17 protein-coding genes are annotated in these 17,009 nt (G+C 39.2%); 10 read left to right on the forward strand and 7 right to left on the reverse strand.

What is annotated here, in order from left to right; genetic code table 11:
• The 4 genes from CH364_RS03020 to serB are packed head-to-tail and all read left to right on the forward strand — an operon-like array spanning position 1 to position 3,373.
• Positions 1–1,515: an MFS transporter gene (locus tag CH364_RS03020; protein WP_100743367.1), complete on the forward strand. Its 1,515-nt coding sequence runs from the start codon at positions 1–3 to the stop codon at positions 1,513–1,515.
• A gap of 24 nt (positions 1,516–1,539) precedes the next feature.
• Entirely contained in the window at positions 1,540–1,719 is a 180-nt protein-coding gene (locus CH364_RS03025; RefSeq protein WP_002975048.1) for a hypothetical protein, read from the forward strand.
• A gap of 19 nt (positions 1,720–1,738) precedes the next feature.
• Positions 1,739–2,464 (forward strand): SGNH/GDSL hydrolase family protein, encoded by a 726-nt coding sequence (locus CH364_RS03030; RefSeq protein ID WP_100742156.1) that lies wholly within the window; start codon positions 1,739–1,741, stop codon positions 2,462–2,464.
• Between the two features lie 3 nt (positions 2,465–2,467).
• Entirely contained in the window at positions 2,468–3,373 is a 906-nt protein-coding gene (gene serB / locus CH364_RS03035) for a phosphoserine phosphatase SerB (protein ID WP_100742157.1), read from the forward strand.
• Here serB and mutS read toward each other — a convergent pair.
• The 5 genes from mutS to CH364_RS03060 form a co-directional block, all read right to left on the reverse strand.
• Complete coding sequence (mutS, locus tag CH364_RS03040) at positions 3,344–5,866, reverse strand: DNA mismatch repair protein MutS (protein WP_100742158.1); 2,523 nt, start codon at positions 5,864–5,866, stop codon at positions 3,344–3,346. The genes serB and mutS overlap by 30 nt on opposite strands.
• The gene (locus CH364_RS03045) at positions 5,850–6,482 is read right to left on the reverse strand and encodes a phosphoribosylanthranilate isomerase (protein WP_100743368.1); all 633 of its coding nucleotides are present in this window, start codon (positions 6,480–6,482) and stop codon (positions 5,850–5,852) included. Before CH364_RS03045 ends, mutS begins: the two co-directional genes overlap by 17 nt.
• 17 nt (positions 6,483–6,499) lie before the next feature.
• Positions 6,500–7,120, reverse strand: a complete 621-nt coding sequence (locus tag CH364_RS03050; protein ID WP_100742159.1) for a TetR/AcrR family transcriptional regulator — start codon at positions 7,118–7,120, stop codon at positions 6,500–6,502.
• A 62-nt stretch (positions 7,121–7,182) separates the two neighbouring features.
• Positions 7,183–8,382 (reverse strand): Mur ligase family protein, encoded by a 1,200-nt coding sequence (locus CH364_RS03055; RefSeq protein ID WP_100742160.1) that lies wholly within the window; start codon positions 8,380–8,382, stop codon positions 7,183–7,185.
• A gap of 42 nt (positions 8,383–8,424) precedes the next feature.
• Entirely contained in the window at positions 8,425–9,315 is an 891-nt protein-coding gene (locus tag CH364_RS03060; RefSeq protein ID WP_100743369.1) for a shikimate dehydrogenase family protein, read from the reverse strand.
• A 74-nt stretch (positions 9,316–9,389) separates the two neighbouring features.
• Between CH364_RS03060 and CH364_RS03065 the strand changes: the two genes are divergently transcribed.
• Entirely contained in the window at positions 9,390–9,734 is a 345-nt protein-coding gene (locus CH364_RS03065; RefSeq protein ID WP_040917277.1) for a hypothetical protein, read from the forward strand.
• Here the strand turns inward: CH364_RS03065 and CH364_RS03070 are convergent.
• Both CH364_RS03070 and CH364_RS03075 read right to left on the reverse strand, forming a co-directional pair.
• Entirely contained in the window at positions 9,639–10,481 is an 843-nt protein-coding gene (locus CH364_RS03070; protein WP_100742161.1) for a glycosyltransferase family 2 protein, read from the reverse strand. The two genes, CH364_RS03065 and CH364_RS03070, sit on opposite strands and share 96 nt — an antisense overlap.
• Before the next feature lie 3 nt (positions 10,482–10,484).
• Complete coding sequence (locus CH364_RS03075) at positions 10,485–11,189, reverse strand: hypothetical protein (RefSeq protein WP_004785405.1); 705 nt, start codon at positions 11,187–11,189, stop codon at positions 10,485–10,487.
• A 37-nt stretch (positions 11,190–11,226) separates the two neighbouring features.
• Between CH364_RS03075 and CH364_RS03080 the strand changes: the two genes are divergently transcribed.
• The 5 genes from CH364_RS03080 to uvrB are packed head-to-tail and all read left to right on the forward strand — an operon-like array spanning position 11,227 to position 16,951.
• The gene (locus CH364_RS03080; RefSeq protein WP_100742162.1) at positions 11,227–12,606 is read left to right on the forward strand and encodes a hypothetical protein; all 1,380 of its coding nucleotides are present in this window, start codon (positions 11,227–11,229) and stop codon (positions 12,604–12,606) included.
• A complete protein-coding gene (locus tag CH364_RS03085; protein ID WP_100742163.1) occupies positions 12,603–13,757 on the forward strand; it encodes a S1 RNA-binding domain-containing protein in 1,155 nt (384 codons plus the stop codon). Before CH364_RS03080 ends, CH364_RS03085 begins: the two co-directional genes overlap by 4 nt.
• Before the next feature lie 8 nt (positions 13,758–13,765).
• Complete coding sequence (locus tag CH364_RS03090; protein ID WP_100742164.1) at positions 13,766–14,233, forward strand: tRNA (cytidine(34)-2'-O)-methyltransferase; 468 nt, start codon at positions 13,766–13,768, stop codon at positions 14,231–14,233.
• Positions 14,234–14,281: 48 nt separating this feature from the next.
• Positions 14,282–14,950: an ATP-binding protein gene (locus tag CH364_RS03095; RefSeq protein ID WP_100742165.1), complete on the forward strand. Its 669-nt coding sequence runs from the start codon at positions 14,282–14,284 to the stop codon at positions 14,948–14,950.
• Between the two features lie 6 nt (positions 14,951–14,956).
• Positions 14,957–16,951 carry an excinuclease ABC subunit UvrB gene (uvrB, locus tag CH364_RS03100; RefSeq protein ID WP_100742166.1) on the forward strand — a complete coding sequence of 665 codons (1,995 nt, stop codon included), beginning with the start codon at positions 14,957–14,959 and terminating at the stop codon, positions 16,949–16,951.
• Positions 16,952–17,009: the final 58 nt, after the last annotated feature.

A 17,009-nucleotide genomic window follows, 5' to 3' on the forward strand; every position in this document is an offset into this window, starting at 1 on the left:
ATGAGTTATGCGATCGGACAACTGGGTTGGTCGACTCTCATTAATATCATTGGTCTTCACCAAGTTTATTTTTATCTCCCACCAGCACCCAAACCCGGACAGGAATGTTTCCCTGATCTCATCGAAAAGATGGCGTTTTGGGGACTATCCGCCATTGGAGTGGTGGCTGCAGTTGGACGTTTGTGGGATGCATTCACTGATCCCATCATCGCAAATTCTTCCGACCGGTTTTCTTCACGATTTGGACGCCGGATTCCCTTCCTATTCCTTGGAGGATTGCCCGCAGCCATTTTTTGTTGGTTGATTTTTGTTCCCCCACACAACTTTATCTCTTCCACCAACTTGGTTTGGATGACCGGTTGTATGTTGTTATTTTATTTATTTTTAACAGTGTATGTCACACCTTTCTTTGCTCTCATTCCAGAGCTTGGGCATACACCGGAAGAACGACTGAATCTTTCTACTTATATTTCTGTTACTTACGCCTTGGGGATCATAGTGGCATCCACCGAGCCAATGATAGCAGGTGTATTAAATTCTTCTTTTGTTTTTGATGCAGATTCTGCCATCCAAACCTTAGTTTCGCGTCAGTATGCTCTGGGAATCCTTTGTGTGTTTGCTGCTATTTGTATGTATTTTCCAGTCTTTACGATTCATGAAAAAACCTATTGTGAATCGGAAGCCTCTAGTGTTCCTTTCAAAGAAGCTATTTTTCTTACATTTAAAAATAAGAATTTTCTATACTTCGCATTATCGGATCTCTGCTATTTTTTAGCATTAACCATACTCACAACGGGAATTTCCTATTATGTAACTGTTCTTTTGGAATTGGAACGTGAATTTGTGACTCAACTCCTTACTGTGATGTTACTGGTTTCGTTTGCTTTTTATCCCGTGGTCAACTGGATTGCAAGAAGGATTGGAAAGAAAAAGACCGTACTCGTTGGATTCTATATTTTTCTAACACTCTTTCTTTCTATTTATTTTGTAGGGAAAAATTCGTTGCCCGTATCTCCGTTTATCCAAGGTTATTTGATCGTGGCCGTTGCTGCTATTCCTATTGCGATCCTCGGAATCTTACCAAATGCAATACTCGCAGATATTGCTGAACTTGATTCATTAAAAACAGGATCTAAACGAGAGGGATTGTTTTATGCAGGTAGAACATTCATGCAAAAGTTGGGTCAAACTTTAGCGGTACTTATTTTTAGTTCGGTGATCCTTTTGGGACTTGATCGAGAAACCAAAAAAACTGTTTCACCAAATGTAACGGGGATCCTTGCGCCCTCTGTAGCAGAACCAAAATCAGAATTGAAAAAAAATCGAGAAGTGGGAGCAAAAATAAGTATGGAATCTACCATTTGTAAAGTCGAAGAAGTAGAAGCTGGTGGGGAGCTTGGCGTTCGTTTAACAGGTCCCCTGGCCTCTGCATTCTGTCTACTCGCCATCTTCCTCTTTGGAAAATACAAAGAAGATGAAACGTTAGAAGAGATTGCAAAGATACGTGGTAATTAAATCCTGGTTTTTGGAGCTATTCAGATGAGATATCGCATTGAGACAACCAAGTTAAAGAACGGGTATATCGAAGCCAAACTCATCGAGACCACCACAAATAACCCGATCGAATTTCGGATTTGTGACACGGAAGAATATGCGCAGGCCCAAATCAAAGATTGGCAAAAGCGCTTCCGAATGAATGAACCTCAAGAACAGGACTAAATTCTTCCTCCGATGGGGCATGGCTTTTGCCCTTGTTTTGAGTGTTGCCGATTGTAAATCTTCCTCAAAACGTGATTATTTCGATTCCAGTTTCCAATGTTTTGCTGAGCCTGGTTGGCGTGACAACTCTAACTTTAAAAAGTATATAGAGAAGGCATGGCTCCCAACACGGCTGTTATACGCAGAAGACAATCTAAAAATCAAAAGATCCAATATCGTTTTTGCTGGTGACAGTTTGGTACATTTGTTTATTCCAGACTTGATGGTGAAAGAATTCCCTGGCCAGTCGGTTACCAATCGTGGAATTGGTGGAGATATGACGGAGACACTTCTTACTAGAATTGAAGATGATGTCCTTGTCCTTCGCCCTGAGAAGGTAGTTATTGAAATTGGTGGAAACGACTTTATTCAAGGTAAATGCCTTAGTCTCGTGCAAAACAATCTCCTTTCTATTATTCATAAAATCCACTCTCGAAATCGAAACACAAAGATATTTCTCATTGCTGTGCCACCAACTCGTGTAAAAGAACTCAATCAAATTGTTCCGGTATTCAATCTGTTTTTAAACCAGGTTGCCAGAACCACTTCCAATGTGGAGTATATAGAAGTTTGGGACACAATGCGAAAAATCGATTCGCCCACGCTTAGCGATGAATTCATTCGACCCAATGGAGACAGTCTTCATTTTAATGAAAAAGGATATGAAATCTGGGGTAAAAAACTAAGACCCTATCTACAAAAGTAAAAAATGCATTCACTCCTACTGATTTCTCGGTTTCCCATTACTGATTCTATACTTTCTGAAACTTTCACCCAATTAAAGTTAGGTGGATTACCTCCAGCTTCTGCTTCTACTTCCGGTGATTCCAATTTTTTTCATTCAGAAAGATTTGGATTAAACTGTGTGCGAATCTTAGTAAATGAATTGTTGGATCGAGAAATAGTTTTAACCATCCGGAAGAAATTAGCTGAACACCAAACTGACTTTTTATTTCTTAAAACTTTGTTACCAAAAAAATCAGAGTCTCTTTTTGTATTTGATATGGATTCCACAGTCATCAAAGAAGAGGTCATTGATGAGTTGGCAAGAAAACATGGTGTGTACGAAGCGGTTGCTACTGTCACCAAACAAGCGATGGAAGGTGGTATGGGATTTGACGAAGCCTTGCGACTTCGTGTCAAACACCTTGCAGGTCTATCCAAAGAAAGTTTTCGGGAAGTTTATGATCTTTTGACACTGAATGATGGGATGGACAGAGTATTTCAGTTTGTACCCGCAAATGGATCGAAACTTGGAATTCTCAGTGGAGGGTTTACACCTGTTTTAAAATTATTCTCTGAAAAATATCCTGTTCAATTTTACAAAGCCAATGAATTGGAAGAAGTGAATGGAACTTTTACCGGAGAAATATATGGTGAGATCATCAACCGAGAAAAAAAAGAAATCTATTTAAAACAATATGCGAAAGAACTTTCGATTCCTTTAGACCAAGTTGTAGCCGTTGGTGATGGCGCAAACGATGCACTGATGCTAGGTGCCGCAGGGATTGGAATTGGTATTCACGCGAAACAAGGTTTAAAAGAAAAAATTACCAACTGGATTGATTTCACAGATTTATCCGCTTTAGTTTTTCTCTTTGAGGATTCGTTTTAATTCATCTAAAATTGATAGAGCTTCCATCGGTGGGATTTGATTTGGATCGATTTGGCCCAGTCTTTTTATAACCTTTTCTTCGTTTGGTGAAAGGTTGTTTGTTTGGTTGTCCATTAGACCCGCAAATAAACTAGGTTCTTCGTTTTTGATTTTTATTTCTCTTTTTTTAGATTCAAGTCCCGCAAGAATTTCTTTTGCACGATCGGAAACGGTTTCGGGAATCCCTGCTAGTTTTGCTACATAGATTCCAAAGGATTGTTTTGATTTTCCTCGTTTGACTTTTTTTAGGAATAGAATCTCTCCCTCTTTTTCAAAGGTATCTAAGTATAAATTGAAGATTCCATTTCCCTTTTCGAGTTCGGTGAGTTCGTGATAGTGGGTTGCAAATATGGTTTTTGGTTTGGGAAACTTTGCAGATAAAAATTCCAAAATAGCCCAAGCAATCGAAAGTCCATCATAAGTGGATGTCCCTCGGCCAACTTCATCAAATAGAATTAGGCTATTTTCTGAAAATTGATTTAGAATGGTGGCAGTTTCTTTCATCTCTACAAAAAAAGTAGATTCACCTTTGGTCAAATTATCTCCTGAACCGATCCGTGTAAAAATCCGATCCACAACCGAAAGAGATGCTTTGTTTGCCGGAACATACGATCCCATTTGAAATAGAATTTGGTTGATGGCAATTTGGCGCATAAAGGTGGACTTGCCAGCCATATTGGGACCAGTTAACACGGCAATGGCGTTGTCACTCGGATTGAGTTCTAGACTATTTGGTACAAAACGTTCGCCAATGGGTAAAAAAGTTTCCACAACTGGATGGCGAGAATCCGAATAATTTAGAATTCCATCATTACGAATTTCAGGCCTTTTCCATTGGAATTCTTCTTTGGTTTCAGTGAGAGAAAGATGGTAATCTAAGGAGGCAACTTCTGTTGATAATGTTAAAAATTCTTCATATAGAGAAATGCAATGTGTGACTAATTCTTCAAACTTCTCCTTTTCGATTCTTTCAATGATTTCGTCAGCTTGGAGAATGGCTCGTTCTAGTTCTTCTAATTCGGGAGAAGTGAATCTTTCTCCGGTAACAAGTGTTTGTTTTTTTTGGAAATGAGATGGAACTTCTTTTGCTTGGGCTTTAGAAATTTCAATAAAGTAACCAAGGATTTTATTGTAACGAATCTTAAGTGAGGAAATCCCAGATGCCTTTTTTTCCTTCTCTTCCAATTCCAAAATCCAATCTTTTCCTTTTTCACGAGCTAGGATGGCATCATCATATTCTTTGTTGAATCCAGATTTTAAAAATGGAGAGTTTCCGAGAAATACGGGAAGTTCTCCATCAAATAATGTATCAAAAAAAACTTTCGATAAATTATTTAGTTCTTTAGGAAGTTTAGAAAAATCATAACCAATACCATCTAAAATGGTTTTGATATTTGTTGTGGACTCTAAACTTTTGTCAATCCCACGAAAGTCACGGGGCAAAGCTTTACCTACTCGAAACCTTGTAAGAACTCGCTCTAAATCAATCAAATCACCTAATAGTTCTTTTATTTTTTGTCTTTCTTTTTTATTGGAAGAAAGAATGTCTATTTTATCCCAATGGGCTTTGATTTTGTTTTCATCTCTTGTGGGAAATAAAATCCGTTGTTTGAGATATCTTTTTCCTGTGGCAGTGATACAGCGATTGAGAACCCCGAATAAAGTATGGTTTTTATCATTTAGATTTTCGACGAGCTCCAAGTGAGAAACGGTTTGTTCATCCAAAACTAAGTATTCGTTTTCATCAATTCGCCTTGGGGATTTAAAAACAAAGTCCTGTTTGCGATAATTATACTGAAGATATGCATCGAGGACATGAACCACCGTATCAATTCCCGCACCTTTCTTTTTGGGAAGATAATCTGATGGGACTTTTGAAAGGATGATTTTAGATTCTTTGGCTAAGGGAGGAACTTCTTCTGTATAAATGATTTCTTTTGGAGAAAAACGTTTGATGGTGTCATGAATCCTTTCTGTTTCATTTTCTGAAAAAAAGAAATACAATAGTTCTGAAGTGGAAACATCAGCAAACGCTAAGTAAACGGAAGATTTTTCCCTGTAATACAATGATAAATAATTGTTTTGGTATCCGCCAAGAAGGTTGTCTTCCACCACTGTTCCCGGTGTGATGATGCGAACCACTTCTCTTGACATGATTTTTGCTTTGGGATCATCGGGTTTTGTTTGTTCACAAACAACTACCTTTTTCCCTGCAGCAATGAGTCTTGATATATAACTTTCCGTGGCATGGTAAGGAATCCCTGCCATCGGAATTTGGTTTTGTCGTTTCGTGAGAGTGATGTCTAAAATTTGTGCCGCAATTTTTGCATCATCTAAAAACATTTCATAAAAATCACCCATCCGGAAGAATACGATCCCATCTGGGTGTTGTTCCTTCACTTCCATGTACTGGCGCATGACAGGAGTGTTTAAAGCTTCATAGTGTTCGGACATTTTGTACCAAAGTTTTTATTTTTTTTGAATCTTTTTTCCCGTCAGTCTCCACACCGCTAGCTACATCGATTCCGTATGGACGAACAGTTTCTAAAGCGGTAATGACATTGTCTGGATTGATCCCACCAGCTAGAAGGAAAGGTCGTTTTACTGATGTTACATATTCCCAAGGGAAAGTATGCCCCGTTCCACCACCAAAATCCTTTTGATAACTGTCCAAAATCACTAAATTTGATTTAGGTTCCAGGTCTTCATCATTTGTGACCTTAGATTGGATGCGAATGGCAGGTAAAAGTTTTTGTGTATCTGTGAATTCATTCCAAATTTGCGGATTTAGGAATTGATCTCCTCGAATGAGTTGGATGAGGTCCGGTTGGAAATGCTCTGTTAAAGTTTTAATTTCAGTAGGGGTGTTTTCAAAAAACAAAAATACAAGTTTTGGAAATCCAGATTTTTGTCTGATGCAGAGTAGGTCTTCTGCGGTATCAGAAGTGATGGCACGAGGGGAACGAGGAGAAAAGTTGAGTCCTACATAATCGACCTGGAGATCCACACAAAGTTCTAATGTGGCCAGGTCTTTGATTCCGCAGATTTTAATTTTGTATCCGGTTCCCATATGGGAACCAGATTGAATCAACTCAGATCAGAGGCAATCGATCCTTTGTATCCAAAGTGTAAAAATTTAAGGAAACTATCCTGATACACCAACATATCTTGTTTGGAAATTCCTTGGCGAACCATCTGCACAAAGATATTGAGAAAAAAGGAAAGAATATTGCGAACAACAAACTCGCTGACTTCCCCTTTGTAACTCGGATTTTTTTCCTTGAAACTGCTGTACTGGTCAAAGTTGATTTTTGTCAGACGAGTGAGAACCGTATCTGGAAATTCTTCTAAATGTGAGCCTTGTGATTTGGTTAATAGTAGAATAAAATCGTCTCGATTGTTATCTACATAATTCAGAGCTATATGAAATCTCTCTTGCCAGGCCTCATAACTATCGTTAAATCTTTTTTCAAAATAATCTGGATGAGAAACATAAGCAAAAGCTTTTTCCATTCCAGATAGAACCGGCTGTAGTATCTCTGTTAGAAGGTGTTCTTTGTTTTCAAAGTAATTGTAGATATTACTCGTGGATACCTTTGCTTTTTTAGCAATGGTTCGCATACTAGCCTTCTCAAAACCGAGTTGGATGAATTCCTCTCGAGCCGCTTGTAAGATTTCTTTTCGTGTATGTTCTTTGGGAGTTTGCATGGTCCTGAACGATGTTTCCTAAAAGAACAATGTCGTTCAGGATTCATTTGTAAAGTTTAATTTTACATGTTTGTTGTATTTTGTATTAATTTTGCCACAATTCCATAGAGACGAAAACTTCCTAACACCAATACCGGAGATCTGCCTTGAAATAGGGGTGATAGCTCATCTTCCTTCTCTGCCCTGGTGGTGATTGGTTCTAAAGCTGCTGGGAGTTCTTGGAAGTCTCCAAACCCGCTCCCCTCCCAAAGAATCAGAGATTGGAGCGGAAAACCTACGAGTACAGACAAAATTCCTTGGCGGTCTTTATCGGGAAGGCTCCCCAAAAGTAGGGAGAAGGTTTTGTGTTTTTTGGCAAACTCTCGGGTGGTTGTAGCGATGGCGTCCGGGTTGTGTGCGGGATCAAAAACAATTTCAGGGGAATTTTGTAGAATTTCCATACGGCCGCGAGGTTTTTCTACAGTTTGAAAGGATATGGAGTTAAGATTTGGCATTTGGTCCGGAAGTAGTTGGCTTAAGACTTTTCGTGAAAAAAGAAAGTTAGTTTCTAAATAGGTGGGTTTTTCTTCGAGAGGGAAGAGATGGACAGGTATGTTCCCTTTCGGAAAATTTTGAATGAGAGTTTGTAAGGAACTATCTTCAGGATCCATCGCCACAAGGTTTCGGCAAACTTCTGTTAGGATACCTAATTTTTCCAAACAGATTTTTTCTTTGGTGTCACCTAAAATTTCAGAATGGTCTATTCCAATTTTTGTTAATACTACATGATCCGCATACACTAGTTTTGTGGCATCCAATCGTCCCCCGAGACCAGCTTCCCAAATTTCGAAGTCCGCATTTTGTGAAGCAAAATAGAGGAAAGAAAAAATAGTTAAAAATTCAAAATAGGAAAGTGATTTGAATTTTTCTAAATCAGGAAGGATTGTTTTCTTAAAAAAAGATTCTACCTCATCTTCTTTGGGAACTTGTGGTTTGCCATCTACAAAGATTTGAAATCGTTCTAGAGGCGTTAGTAGGTGGGGAGAAGTATATAAACCTGTTTTGTATCCAAGAATGGATAATAGGGAGGCAAGGTAATGTGAGGTAGATCCTTTCCCATTCGTTCCAACAACACTGATGCGAATTGGATTCTGAATTTTGTGTTTAGATTTTACAAATAAAAAAAGATTAGAAAGTTCATCCAAAGAATACTCTTTGAAAACATTAAAGTTTCTTGTTTTTTCTATATTTTGTAAGCTATGTAAAAAATCTAAAAACAACATTCTGGATTGATTCGTTATCCTTTGATAAAAGAAAACCTAAACTTAAACACGATTTTTTAACTGTTTTAAAAGGAGCGACTCCACCTTCCTGATCCATTTGGATTTCACTGAGGTGTTCGTAAATAATTCAAACTGTCTGATCCCTTGGTAAAGTAACATATGGTATCCCGGGATGATCTCTGCTTTTTTTTTCTTAGCTTGTCTCACTAAATCTGTTTCGAGTGGGTTATAAACTATATCAAATAACGTATGTTTTTTACTAAAAAAGTCCGAGTGAAGGAGTGGCTCACCCCCGAATCCTTTCATACCGACTGGTGTTGTATGGATGACAAGGTCATAGTTTTCTGTTTCTTCCATACAGTTTTCTTTCGTAGTAGTTCCAAGCCATTCAGGATTTCCTAATGAATTTAAAATCTCTTTGGTTGCGAATTCGTTTCTCGCTAGGATCTTTACTTTGCGTTGGATCTTTCCTTTTTTTGCATTTTTATGGAGAGTTTCTGCGATTGAAAATAAAATACCTTTGGCACTCCCCCCACTGCCTAATACTAAAATTTGATTTTCCTTATTTGGATCTAAAAGTTTGGGATTAAATTTTAGGATGGATGTAACTGCACCAGTTCCATCTGTGTTCACAGCTTCGATCCCTTTGCGGAAGAGTAGGGTATTGGAAGAGCCCATCGTTTGGGAAGCTTTACAAACAATGTTCGCTTGTGAATAGGCCCATTCTTTAAAGGGAATGGTCACAGAAACTCCTTTGACACCCAAGTCAATCAGCGGGCGAAGTCCTATCTCATTCCAACGTTCGTTTTCAAAAACCAAATACACACCATCATATCCAGAGAGTTGGAAAAGAGTGTTATGAATCAAAGGCGAAAGCGTATGGCCTAAGGGATATCCCAAGATCCCAAATATTTCAGTGTGTTTTGAATACAAGGAAAACCTCATTTTTTATCTTATGGACTAAACTATGGCTTACCGAAAATAGGTATTAGACAGGTACAAGATCAATGATTTCATTACCGCTTGCCGCACCATCAGAACCATGGACCATTCTCGTAGATATTTTATTCTTTTTTCTCGCATCCGCAGCCTGTGCCTATTATTTTTATTATTATAAACGTAAAGACCTACTCGGAAAATTCTGGGGGTCCACTTTTGTTGCCGGAATTGGAGCATTAATCGTTTTTGCAACCTTCCAAACCTACATTCGAGATATCATCATGTGGCTCATGTCACCAAAAATTGGATCCACTCAATTATCCAACGTGAATTTGGTTGCCATCTTTCTTGGTGGTTTTACTGCTCTTTACATCATGAACCGAATCAACCATAACAAAGAAAGAAGAGATTGAATTCGATTTTTCATATAACTTTAAATACTTAAGAAAATTATAATAAAATCCTAGTAAGGCTAAAACAAATCCTTGTTTTCCATCTAGGATTCCAAGACGAATCCAATACATATAAAAACCTTTGAAACAAGCTTTTAAAAAAGCCCAGAATACAGAACTTGTTTTGCCTTTTCTAAATTCTTCCTCAGCAAACAAACTTGAATAACGATCAATAAATTGTAGATGGTCTGAGATATTTTTATAGGAATAATGATAGAGTGGGTTTTTTAGTTTGATTGGTTTTCCTGATAGTTTTACCCTTTCGTGCACCAAACCTCCGCTAAACTCACCGGCAGTTTTTTTAAATAATCTGATTTGGTAGTTAGGGTAGTATCCTCCAAAACGGATCCACTTCCCTAAATAATAGGTCAAACGTGGGATAAGGTAACCCACTGATTGTATTTTGTTTTTCGAAAATAGTTCTGTGATTTCTGATTTTAAACCATCGGATACCACTTCGTCAGCATCGATGGCAAGTACCCAATCGTATTTAGTTTGTTCGATTGCAAAGTTCTTTTGGTCAGCATAGTTAACAAACTTACGAAAAAACACACGAGCTCCAAATGACTTTGCGAGATCTACCGTATTGTCGGTGGAACCAGAATCAATCACAACGATATCTTCTATGAACGAAAGGGCATTGAGTGTGCGAAAGATGTTATCCTCTTCGTTGAGGGTAATGATGGCACAGGATAAAGGAAGGGGCATAATTTAAATTTGGTTGGGGTCGCGGACTGAGATGAATTTATCAGAGAGAGGAATTTCTAAACGTGCGATGGTAGAATCTTCTCCGATGATGATACGAAAGAAATTAGGGTCTATGCCTTCCCCTTTGAGCATGATGAGGATGAGGGCAAGTCCAAGACCCGCACCTTCCGTAGTGTCCGCATTGTCCATATAGAATTGGGCGATGTCATCATAGACCATTCCTTTTTCCAATCGTTCACGGATGGCTTTTTCTTCTTCTTTGGCAATGGGTGTGTTGTTGATAACTTCGATGGTGATTCCATCATCGTTGAATTTAAAATTAATTAAACAGTAGTATCCTTTCTTTTTGGCCTTCATTCCAAATTCATTGGACATTTCTTCGGAAAACATCTCACGGTATTCTCTGACCCCTCTAGCATATTCAGAAGGATTCAACATACTGTATCCACGTTCTTCAAAAAAGACACGTTTTTGGTTGGCTTTGCAGGCATTGATGGCCAGTTCTTTGATAATGGTGTAAAGAGTGGGGACGAGTGTGGGATAGGTGAGGCGGTCCAGAATCAGGCCTACGGCCTCCTTGATATGTTCCTCTACGGATTTGGAGACCCGGTGAGTCTTTAGCGAGAGAATTTTCCCATTTTCGATGTGTAATTTGATGTGATCAGAAATCTCGCTTGTTTCCTTTCCCATACCCGAAATCTTTTCCATTCAAGTCCTTACTGTCAAGGTAACTACGACCGCTAGTATGAAAAACCGCAGGCTTCTATCCCTCACCTTATTTCTATCGGCTTTTGCCCCTACCATTCTTTTGTCTCAAAATTTGAAAATGAAATCAGTCCGGGTTTGGGACAGTGAAAAATCCAATTTTAGTGGTTTTATCGACCTGGAAGTGGTCCAAGGCAAAATCCTCTCCATCAAAGAAGGGACTTCGGTTCCTCGTCCTAAGTATCTATTGCCAGGATTTTGTGACGCTTCCGTCACGATTGGATCCAATGGTCGCGGGGGAAAAACAAGCCATGATGAACTGGCAAGTTATCTCTCTGGGTATTTGGCGGCTGGATTCAGTCATATTGAGTCAGTCGGAGATCCATCTTTTGCCCAAGTACAATCCGAAATCAATAAGTCCAAGTGGTTTTCTCCCATTGTCACCCAATCCCAAAAACCTGCTTTGTATGAAGAATTAAGCCAAGGTGAAGGTGCTCTCTATACTTCTGGACTTGGTCTTTCTTTTGATTCCAAACGAAACCGCCACCTCCCGATTTTTCTCAAAGAAGTGGAAAATAGGGGATTTTCTCAAACCGAACTTTTTGCCAAACGGCGAGAAGGAGAGGAAAAAGGTTACCTTCCAGTAGCGTATACCTTTGGGGACAAAACCAGTTGGGAAGATGCTTTGGACACAGGGTATGCTGTTATTTTTCATCCAATGCCGGATGGAACCAATCTTTACCGGGCGCAAAAACGAGACTTCCTTTGGGCCCCTATGTTGTCTGTTTTGTATCTCCAAAGTCTCCGGGCAAACCCAGACCAATGGAAGGCTGAAGTTTTGGTTTGGTCCGAACTTCATTCTGTTTTTGGTTCTCGTTGGAAAGACACGGCGACAGTCGATTCAGATGAAGAAGAAGGAACACCATTCCGTGCAGATTCTTTTTTAGAATACCGTGACACCTTCCAGGCCGAAGCAGAGGTGAAACGAAATCTGCTTTTTGCAAGTGGGGCAGGGCATTGGGGGCTTTTCCCGGGCCAAGCTGCCATCGTGGAAGTACGTCTTTGGGAATCCGTTTTGGCAAAACCAAAGGAAAGGAAGTTGGATCTTGTGGCCAATCGGACTGGATTTTGGTCCTCGGTATTTGGTTCTTTTTCCACAAACCTTCTTCCTACAAATTCTGATCCAGAATCCTTACCACAGATCCGCCGTGAAATCATCCAAACTTTGACATTGAAAACCTGTCAGTACCTGGGAGCCGATCACGGAGGCAAAATCAGAGTGGGAGGTCCTGCTCATTTTTCCATTCACGACGAAAATCCACTGAAACGTGCTTCCGGAATATTTCCAATTGAATCCATGGTATTGGGAGGAAAACTGGTCTATACCCCAAAACCCATCAAGGAAGGAACCGCAAAATGAAAGGCCCATCCTCAGAATTTGAACGTTTATTAGAAGAAAGTTTTAAAAAAAGACAATCCATTGAACCTGGCTCTCGACATGAAGCAAAGGTAACAGCTGTTAAGAATGATTATGTATTCATTCGAACTCTAGAAAATAAAATTTTAGGAAATATCTCTACGGAAGAATGGAGAGAAGAAGTTTTACCTAAGGTTGGTGATTCTCTCGTAGTTTATTTTTTAAAAGAAAACTCAGGTGATTTTTATTTTACGACCTGTCTTTCTGGTGACAACCTAACAGAAGAATTAATGGAGATGGCGACACAATATGAAATTCCAGTCCTTGGCCAAATGCTTGTGGAAGCAAGTGGAGGTTGGGATGTTAAACTCGGCAGTCATTCTGCATTTGTACCGTTTAGTCAATTGGATGTTTCCTTAAAAGGATCAAACCTAGCAGGCAAACGAATCAAATTTGTGATTTCTGAGATTGGAAAAAAACAAAACAAAATTGTTCTGTCTCAGAAAAAAATTGCTGATAAAGAAAGAGAGACCAAAAAGCAGCTGTTACGTGAAGAGTTAAAAGTTGGAATGTTTGTATCTTGTTCCGTGAAAAGCATTCATAAATTTGGCCTCATCGTGGATATGGACGGGTTTGATGCCTTAGTTCCTCAATCAGAAGCTACATACAAAAAAAATGCTGATCTCACCACAGAATTTCGAGTCGGAGAAACCTTACGTGCGAAAATTCTTACATTGGATTGGGCATCGAACAAAATCTCTCTCAGTGTTAAAGACTTTTTGTCTGACCCCTGGTCAGGAAAACTTCCATTTAAAGAGTCAGATATTGTGACTGGAACTTTAGAGTCGATCAAACCATTTGGCCTCTTTGTTCGGTTAGGTGATGATTTTTCTGGTCTTGTTCCGAACAAAGAAACCGGAGTTCCATCTCGCACGCCTCTGAATACTGTTTTTAACCCAGGCCAAAAAATAGAAGTGTTTGTTATGGAGATCAATCCAGAAAAAAGACAAATTGCATTATCAATAGCAAAGGCTGCTGAGGCAAAAGATAGAATGGAATACCAAGAATACATGTCGAAAGAAGAGTCACCCGGTGCCGTTTCTAGTTTTGGATTGGCTTTGCAAAAATCTTTGGAAAAAAAGAATAAAAAGTAATTCACGAATTGGAAATCGCACTTTATCGTCCAGAAATACCCCCTAACACGGGCAATATTGCAAGACTTTGTGTCAATGTAGGGGTTCCCCTGTCCATTGTGGGGGAACCCTCTTTTGACCTCTCAGAAAAAGCGGTCAGGCGAGCAGGTCTTGATTATTGGAAAGATTTGGATCTTCGTAGGTTTGCCAACTACGAAGAATTTCGAAGCCAAAAACAAGCAGAAGGGAGTCGGATATTTCTCGTTTCCAAGTTTGGAACTAAAGTGTATTGGGATGTTAACTTCCAAAAAACGGATGTATTTTTATTTGGGAGGGAAACCTCAGGACTTCCGGAAGAAATTCACCAGTCTTGCCCTCCAGAACATATTATTTCCTTACCTATGGCAGAGGTAAGTCGTTCGATCAATCTTTCCAATGCTGTTGCCATTGTACTTTATGAAGCACTGCGTCAAGAAAAAACACGGACTAATCCTTAAAGGATAAAACAATTTACAACTCTTCCGTTCCCATTGAAATGGGAATATATGCCGTTCCCTCTCTCCAGAACTGAGTTAGAGAAAGAAGTGAAAACTTTGTTCTCCAATGGCCTCTCGGGGAATGTGAACGATTTTTACTCCTGGGTGTTTATGGAAACCCAAAGGAAATTCAAGGACAACCCCAATACAACATTGGAAGCCATCACCTCTCTCCTTGAAGAATTAATCAAAGACGGAATTATCACAACCAACCCTTTGGACCCAAGAGAATTTTCTCTTGCAGAATCATCACCTATCATTCGTAAAATGGGAGCTTCCGAACAATTTGTAATTCTTGGAGCTCTGCCTTACAACCCTATGCAGTATGTTCGGGCCCGGTTAGATTATTTTCTAAAACGAAACGGGATTGTCGAAGAGCTGAGGATGGACCTCTGTATTGCCACAGTAGAAGCCGTAGAGAATGCCGCAAAGTACGGTGACGGTGGTGGGGTTGAAGTAATATTTCAGATAGATAAACACAAAACTTTTACTATAGAAATGATCAATACAGTAAAGGACTTTAATCTAGAAGATGATATTCAGAGAGGTAAGTTTTCTTCCACTGCAACACTAATGCGTGGTATGATGGTCATGCAAAAACTTTTTGATTCCGTTGATTTAGAAATTAGCGATAATCGAAAACAAGCTATACTCAAAGCAACTCGTAAACTAACATAGGTCCCTATGGCAAATTTCAAAATGGTTTCTCCTTTTAAGGCTGCCGGAGACCAGGTCAAAGCAATTGAAGATATTGCAAAGTCCTTCGGCGAAGGTAAAAATAAAATTACACTGGTTGGTGTGACAGGTTCAGGAAAAACCTTTACCATGGCCGAGGTCATCACCCGTGTCAAAAAACCAACTCTCATTTTGTCACATAACAAAACTCTAGCAGCCCAGCTATTTCGAGAGTTTAAAGAATTTTTTCCCGAAAATGCAGTAGAATACTTTGTCTCTTATTACGACTACTACCAACCTGAAGCCTACGTTCCTTCTTCTGATACCTTTATTGAAAAAGATATGTCAATGAACGAGGAAATCGATAAACTTAGGTTACGCGCCACTTCGAGTTTGTTAGAGCGAGATGATGTGATCATTGTTAGCTCCGTATCTTGTATTTATGGTTTGGGTTCTCCCGAAGACTATATGAACTCGGTTGTGATGTTACGGATTGGAGACAAAATCGATAGAGATCAAATCATTCGAAAATTTCTTCATATTCAATATGCAAGAAACGATATTGATTTTAGCCGAGGGAATTTCCGTGTGCGTGGGGATACCATTGAAATTATGCCTTCGTATCAAGAAGAAGGGATTCGCATTGAACTGTTTGGAGATGAAATTGATGGATTGTCTAAAATCGATCCACTCACGGGAAAGGTAAAAGTAAAACTAGACAGAGTGGTTGTTTATCCGGCAAAACACTTTATCACTTCTGGTCCCAAAATCAAAGACGCCATTGAAAAAATCAAATCAGAGATGGCGGAACAAAAGGAAAAATTTTTAAAACAAGGAAAACATTTAGAAGCCGAACGAATTGAATCTAGAACCAATTATGATATGGAGATGTTGGTTGAGCTCGGTTATTGTAGTGGGATCGAAAATTATTCTCGCCACCTAACTGGAAGAAGTGAAGGTGAAAGGCCAGCATGTTTGTTAGATTATTTTCCTAATTTAGATTTTTTGCTCATCATAGATGAATCTCATGTTACTCTCCCGCAAATAGGTGGAATGTATGCTGGGGATAGATCCAGAAAACTAACGTTAGTTGATTTTGGGTTCCGTCTTCCGAGTGCATTGGACAATCGGCCATTGAATTTTGAAGAATTTGAAACGCTTACACCAATGACTTTGTATGTTTCGGCCACTCCTGACCAAAGAGAAATTGATAAAAGTGAAGCGGTCATTGAACAAATCATTCGTCCGACGGGTCTACTGGATCCAGTTGTGGAAGTTCGCCCCACTACAAACCAAATTGAAGATTTGTTAAACGAAATCAGACTTCGCATTGAAAAGAAAGAACGAATCCTGATCACAACTCTGACCAAAAAAATGTCGGAAGATTTAACTGACTATTATAAAGAAGTAGGATTAAAAATTGCTTACCTTCATTCGGAAATTGATACCATCGAACGAACAGAGATCATACGAGATTTGCGTAAGGGCGTTTATGATTGTATCGTAGGAATCAACTTACTCCGAGAAGGATTAGATATTCCAGAGGTTTCGCTTGTAGCGATTTTAGACGCAGACAAAGAAGGTTTTTTGAGAAACTATAAATCTCTCATCCAAACCATTGGACGTGCCGCAAGGAATGTAAACGGAAAAGCTATTTTATATGCAGACCGAATGACTGATTCTATTAAAAAAGCAATCAGCGAAACGGAACGCCGCCGTCTAATTCAAGAAGCACACAACACGGCAATGGGGATCACTCCTCAGAGTATCATTAAAGAAATTCATGATATCCTTCCACGCGAAATGGCGGAAGAGGATAGTAAAGAAGAAGCACTCAAGGAAATGGAAAAAGAATTCACCTTGAAGAAATATAAAACCAAAGACAAGTTACGCGATGCATTGAAAAGAGAAATGTTGCGTTATGCATCGGATTTGGATTTTGAAAAGGCCGCAATGTTTCGTGATAAAATGTTAGCACTTGGGCCCGATAAACTAGAGTCATAAGGTAGGATTTGGATTGGAAACAAATGAATTTTGGGAAAACTCAACAAAATTGGCGAGA

The sequence above is a fragment of the Leptospira harrisiae genome, from assembly GCF_002811945.1.
Lineage (GTDB): Bacteria > Spirochaetota > Leptospiria > Leptospirales > Leptospiraceae > Leptospira_A > Leptospira_A harrisiae.

Bases quoted from the DNA above. Each gene is read 5' to 3' on its own strand.
- CH364_RS03075 (WP_004785405.1), bottom strand. From the start codon at position 11,189: ATGGAAAAGATTTCGGGTATGGGAAAGGAAACAAGCGAGATTTCTGAT.
- CH364_RS03030 (WP_100742156.1), top strand. From the start codon at position 1,739: ATGGCTTTTGCCCTTGTTTTGAGTGTTGCCGATTGTAAATCTTCCTCA.
- CH364_RS03095 (WP_100742165.1), top strand. From the start codon at position 14,282: ATGCCGTTCCCTCTCTCCAGAACTGAGTTAGAGAAAGAAGTGAAAACT.
- mutS (WP_100742158.1), bottom strand. From the start codon at position 5,866: ATGTCCGAACACTATGAAGCTTTAAACACTCCTGTCATGCGCCAGTAC.
- CH364_RS03045 (WP_100743368.1), bottom strand. From the start codon at position 6,482: ATGGGAACCGGATACAAAATTAAAATCTGCGGAATCAAAGACCTGGCC.
- CH364_RS03080 (WP_100742162.1), top strand. From the start codon at position 11,227: ATGAAAAACCGCAGGCTTCTATCCCTCACCTTATTTCTATCGGCTTTT.
- CH364_RS03055 (WP_100742160.1), bottom strand. From the start codon at position 8,382: ATGTTGTTTTTAGATTTTTTACATAGCTTACAAAATATAGAAAAAACA.
- CH364_RS03050 (WP_100742159.1), bottom strand. From the start codon at position 7,120: ATGCAAACTCCCAAAGAACATACACGAAAAGAAATCTTACAAGCGGCT.
- CH364_RS03025 (WP_002975048.1), top strand. From the start codon at position 1,540: ATGAGATATCGCATTGAGACAACCAAGTTAAAGAACGGGTATATCGAA.
- CH364_RS03070 (WP_100742161.1), bottom strand. From the start codon at position 10,481: ATGCCCCTTCCTTTATCCTGTGCCATCATTACCCTCAACGAAGAGGAT.
- CH364_RS03020 (WP_100743367.1), top strand. From the start codon at position 1: ATGAGTTATGCGATCGGACAACTGGGTTGGTCGACTCTCATTAATATC.
- uvrB (WP_100742166.1), top strand. From the start codon at position 14,957: ATGGCAAATTTCAAAATGGTTTCTCCTTTTAAGGCTGCCGGAGACCAG.
- CH364_RS03065 (WP_040917277.1), top strand. From the start codon at position 9,390: ATGATTTCATTACCGCTTGCCGCACCATCAGAACCATGGACCATTCTC.
- CH364_RS03085 (WP_100742163.1), top strand. From the start codon at position 12,603: ATGAAAGGCCCATCCTCAGAATTTGAACGTTTATTAGAAGAAAGTTTT.
- serB (WP_100742157.1), top strand. From the start codon at position 2,468: ATGCATTCACTCCTACTGATTTCTCGGTTTCCCATTACTGATTCTATA.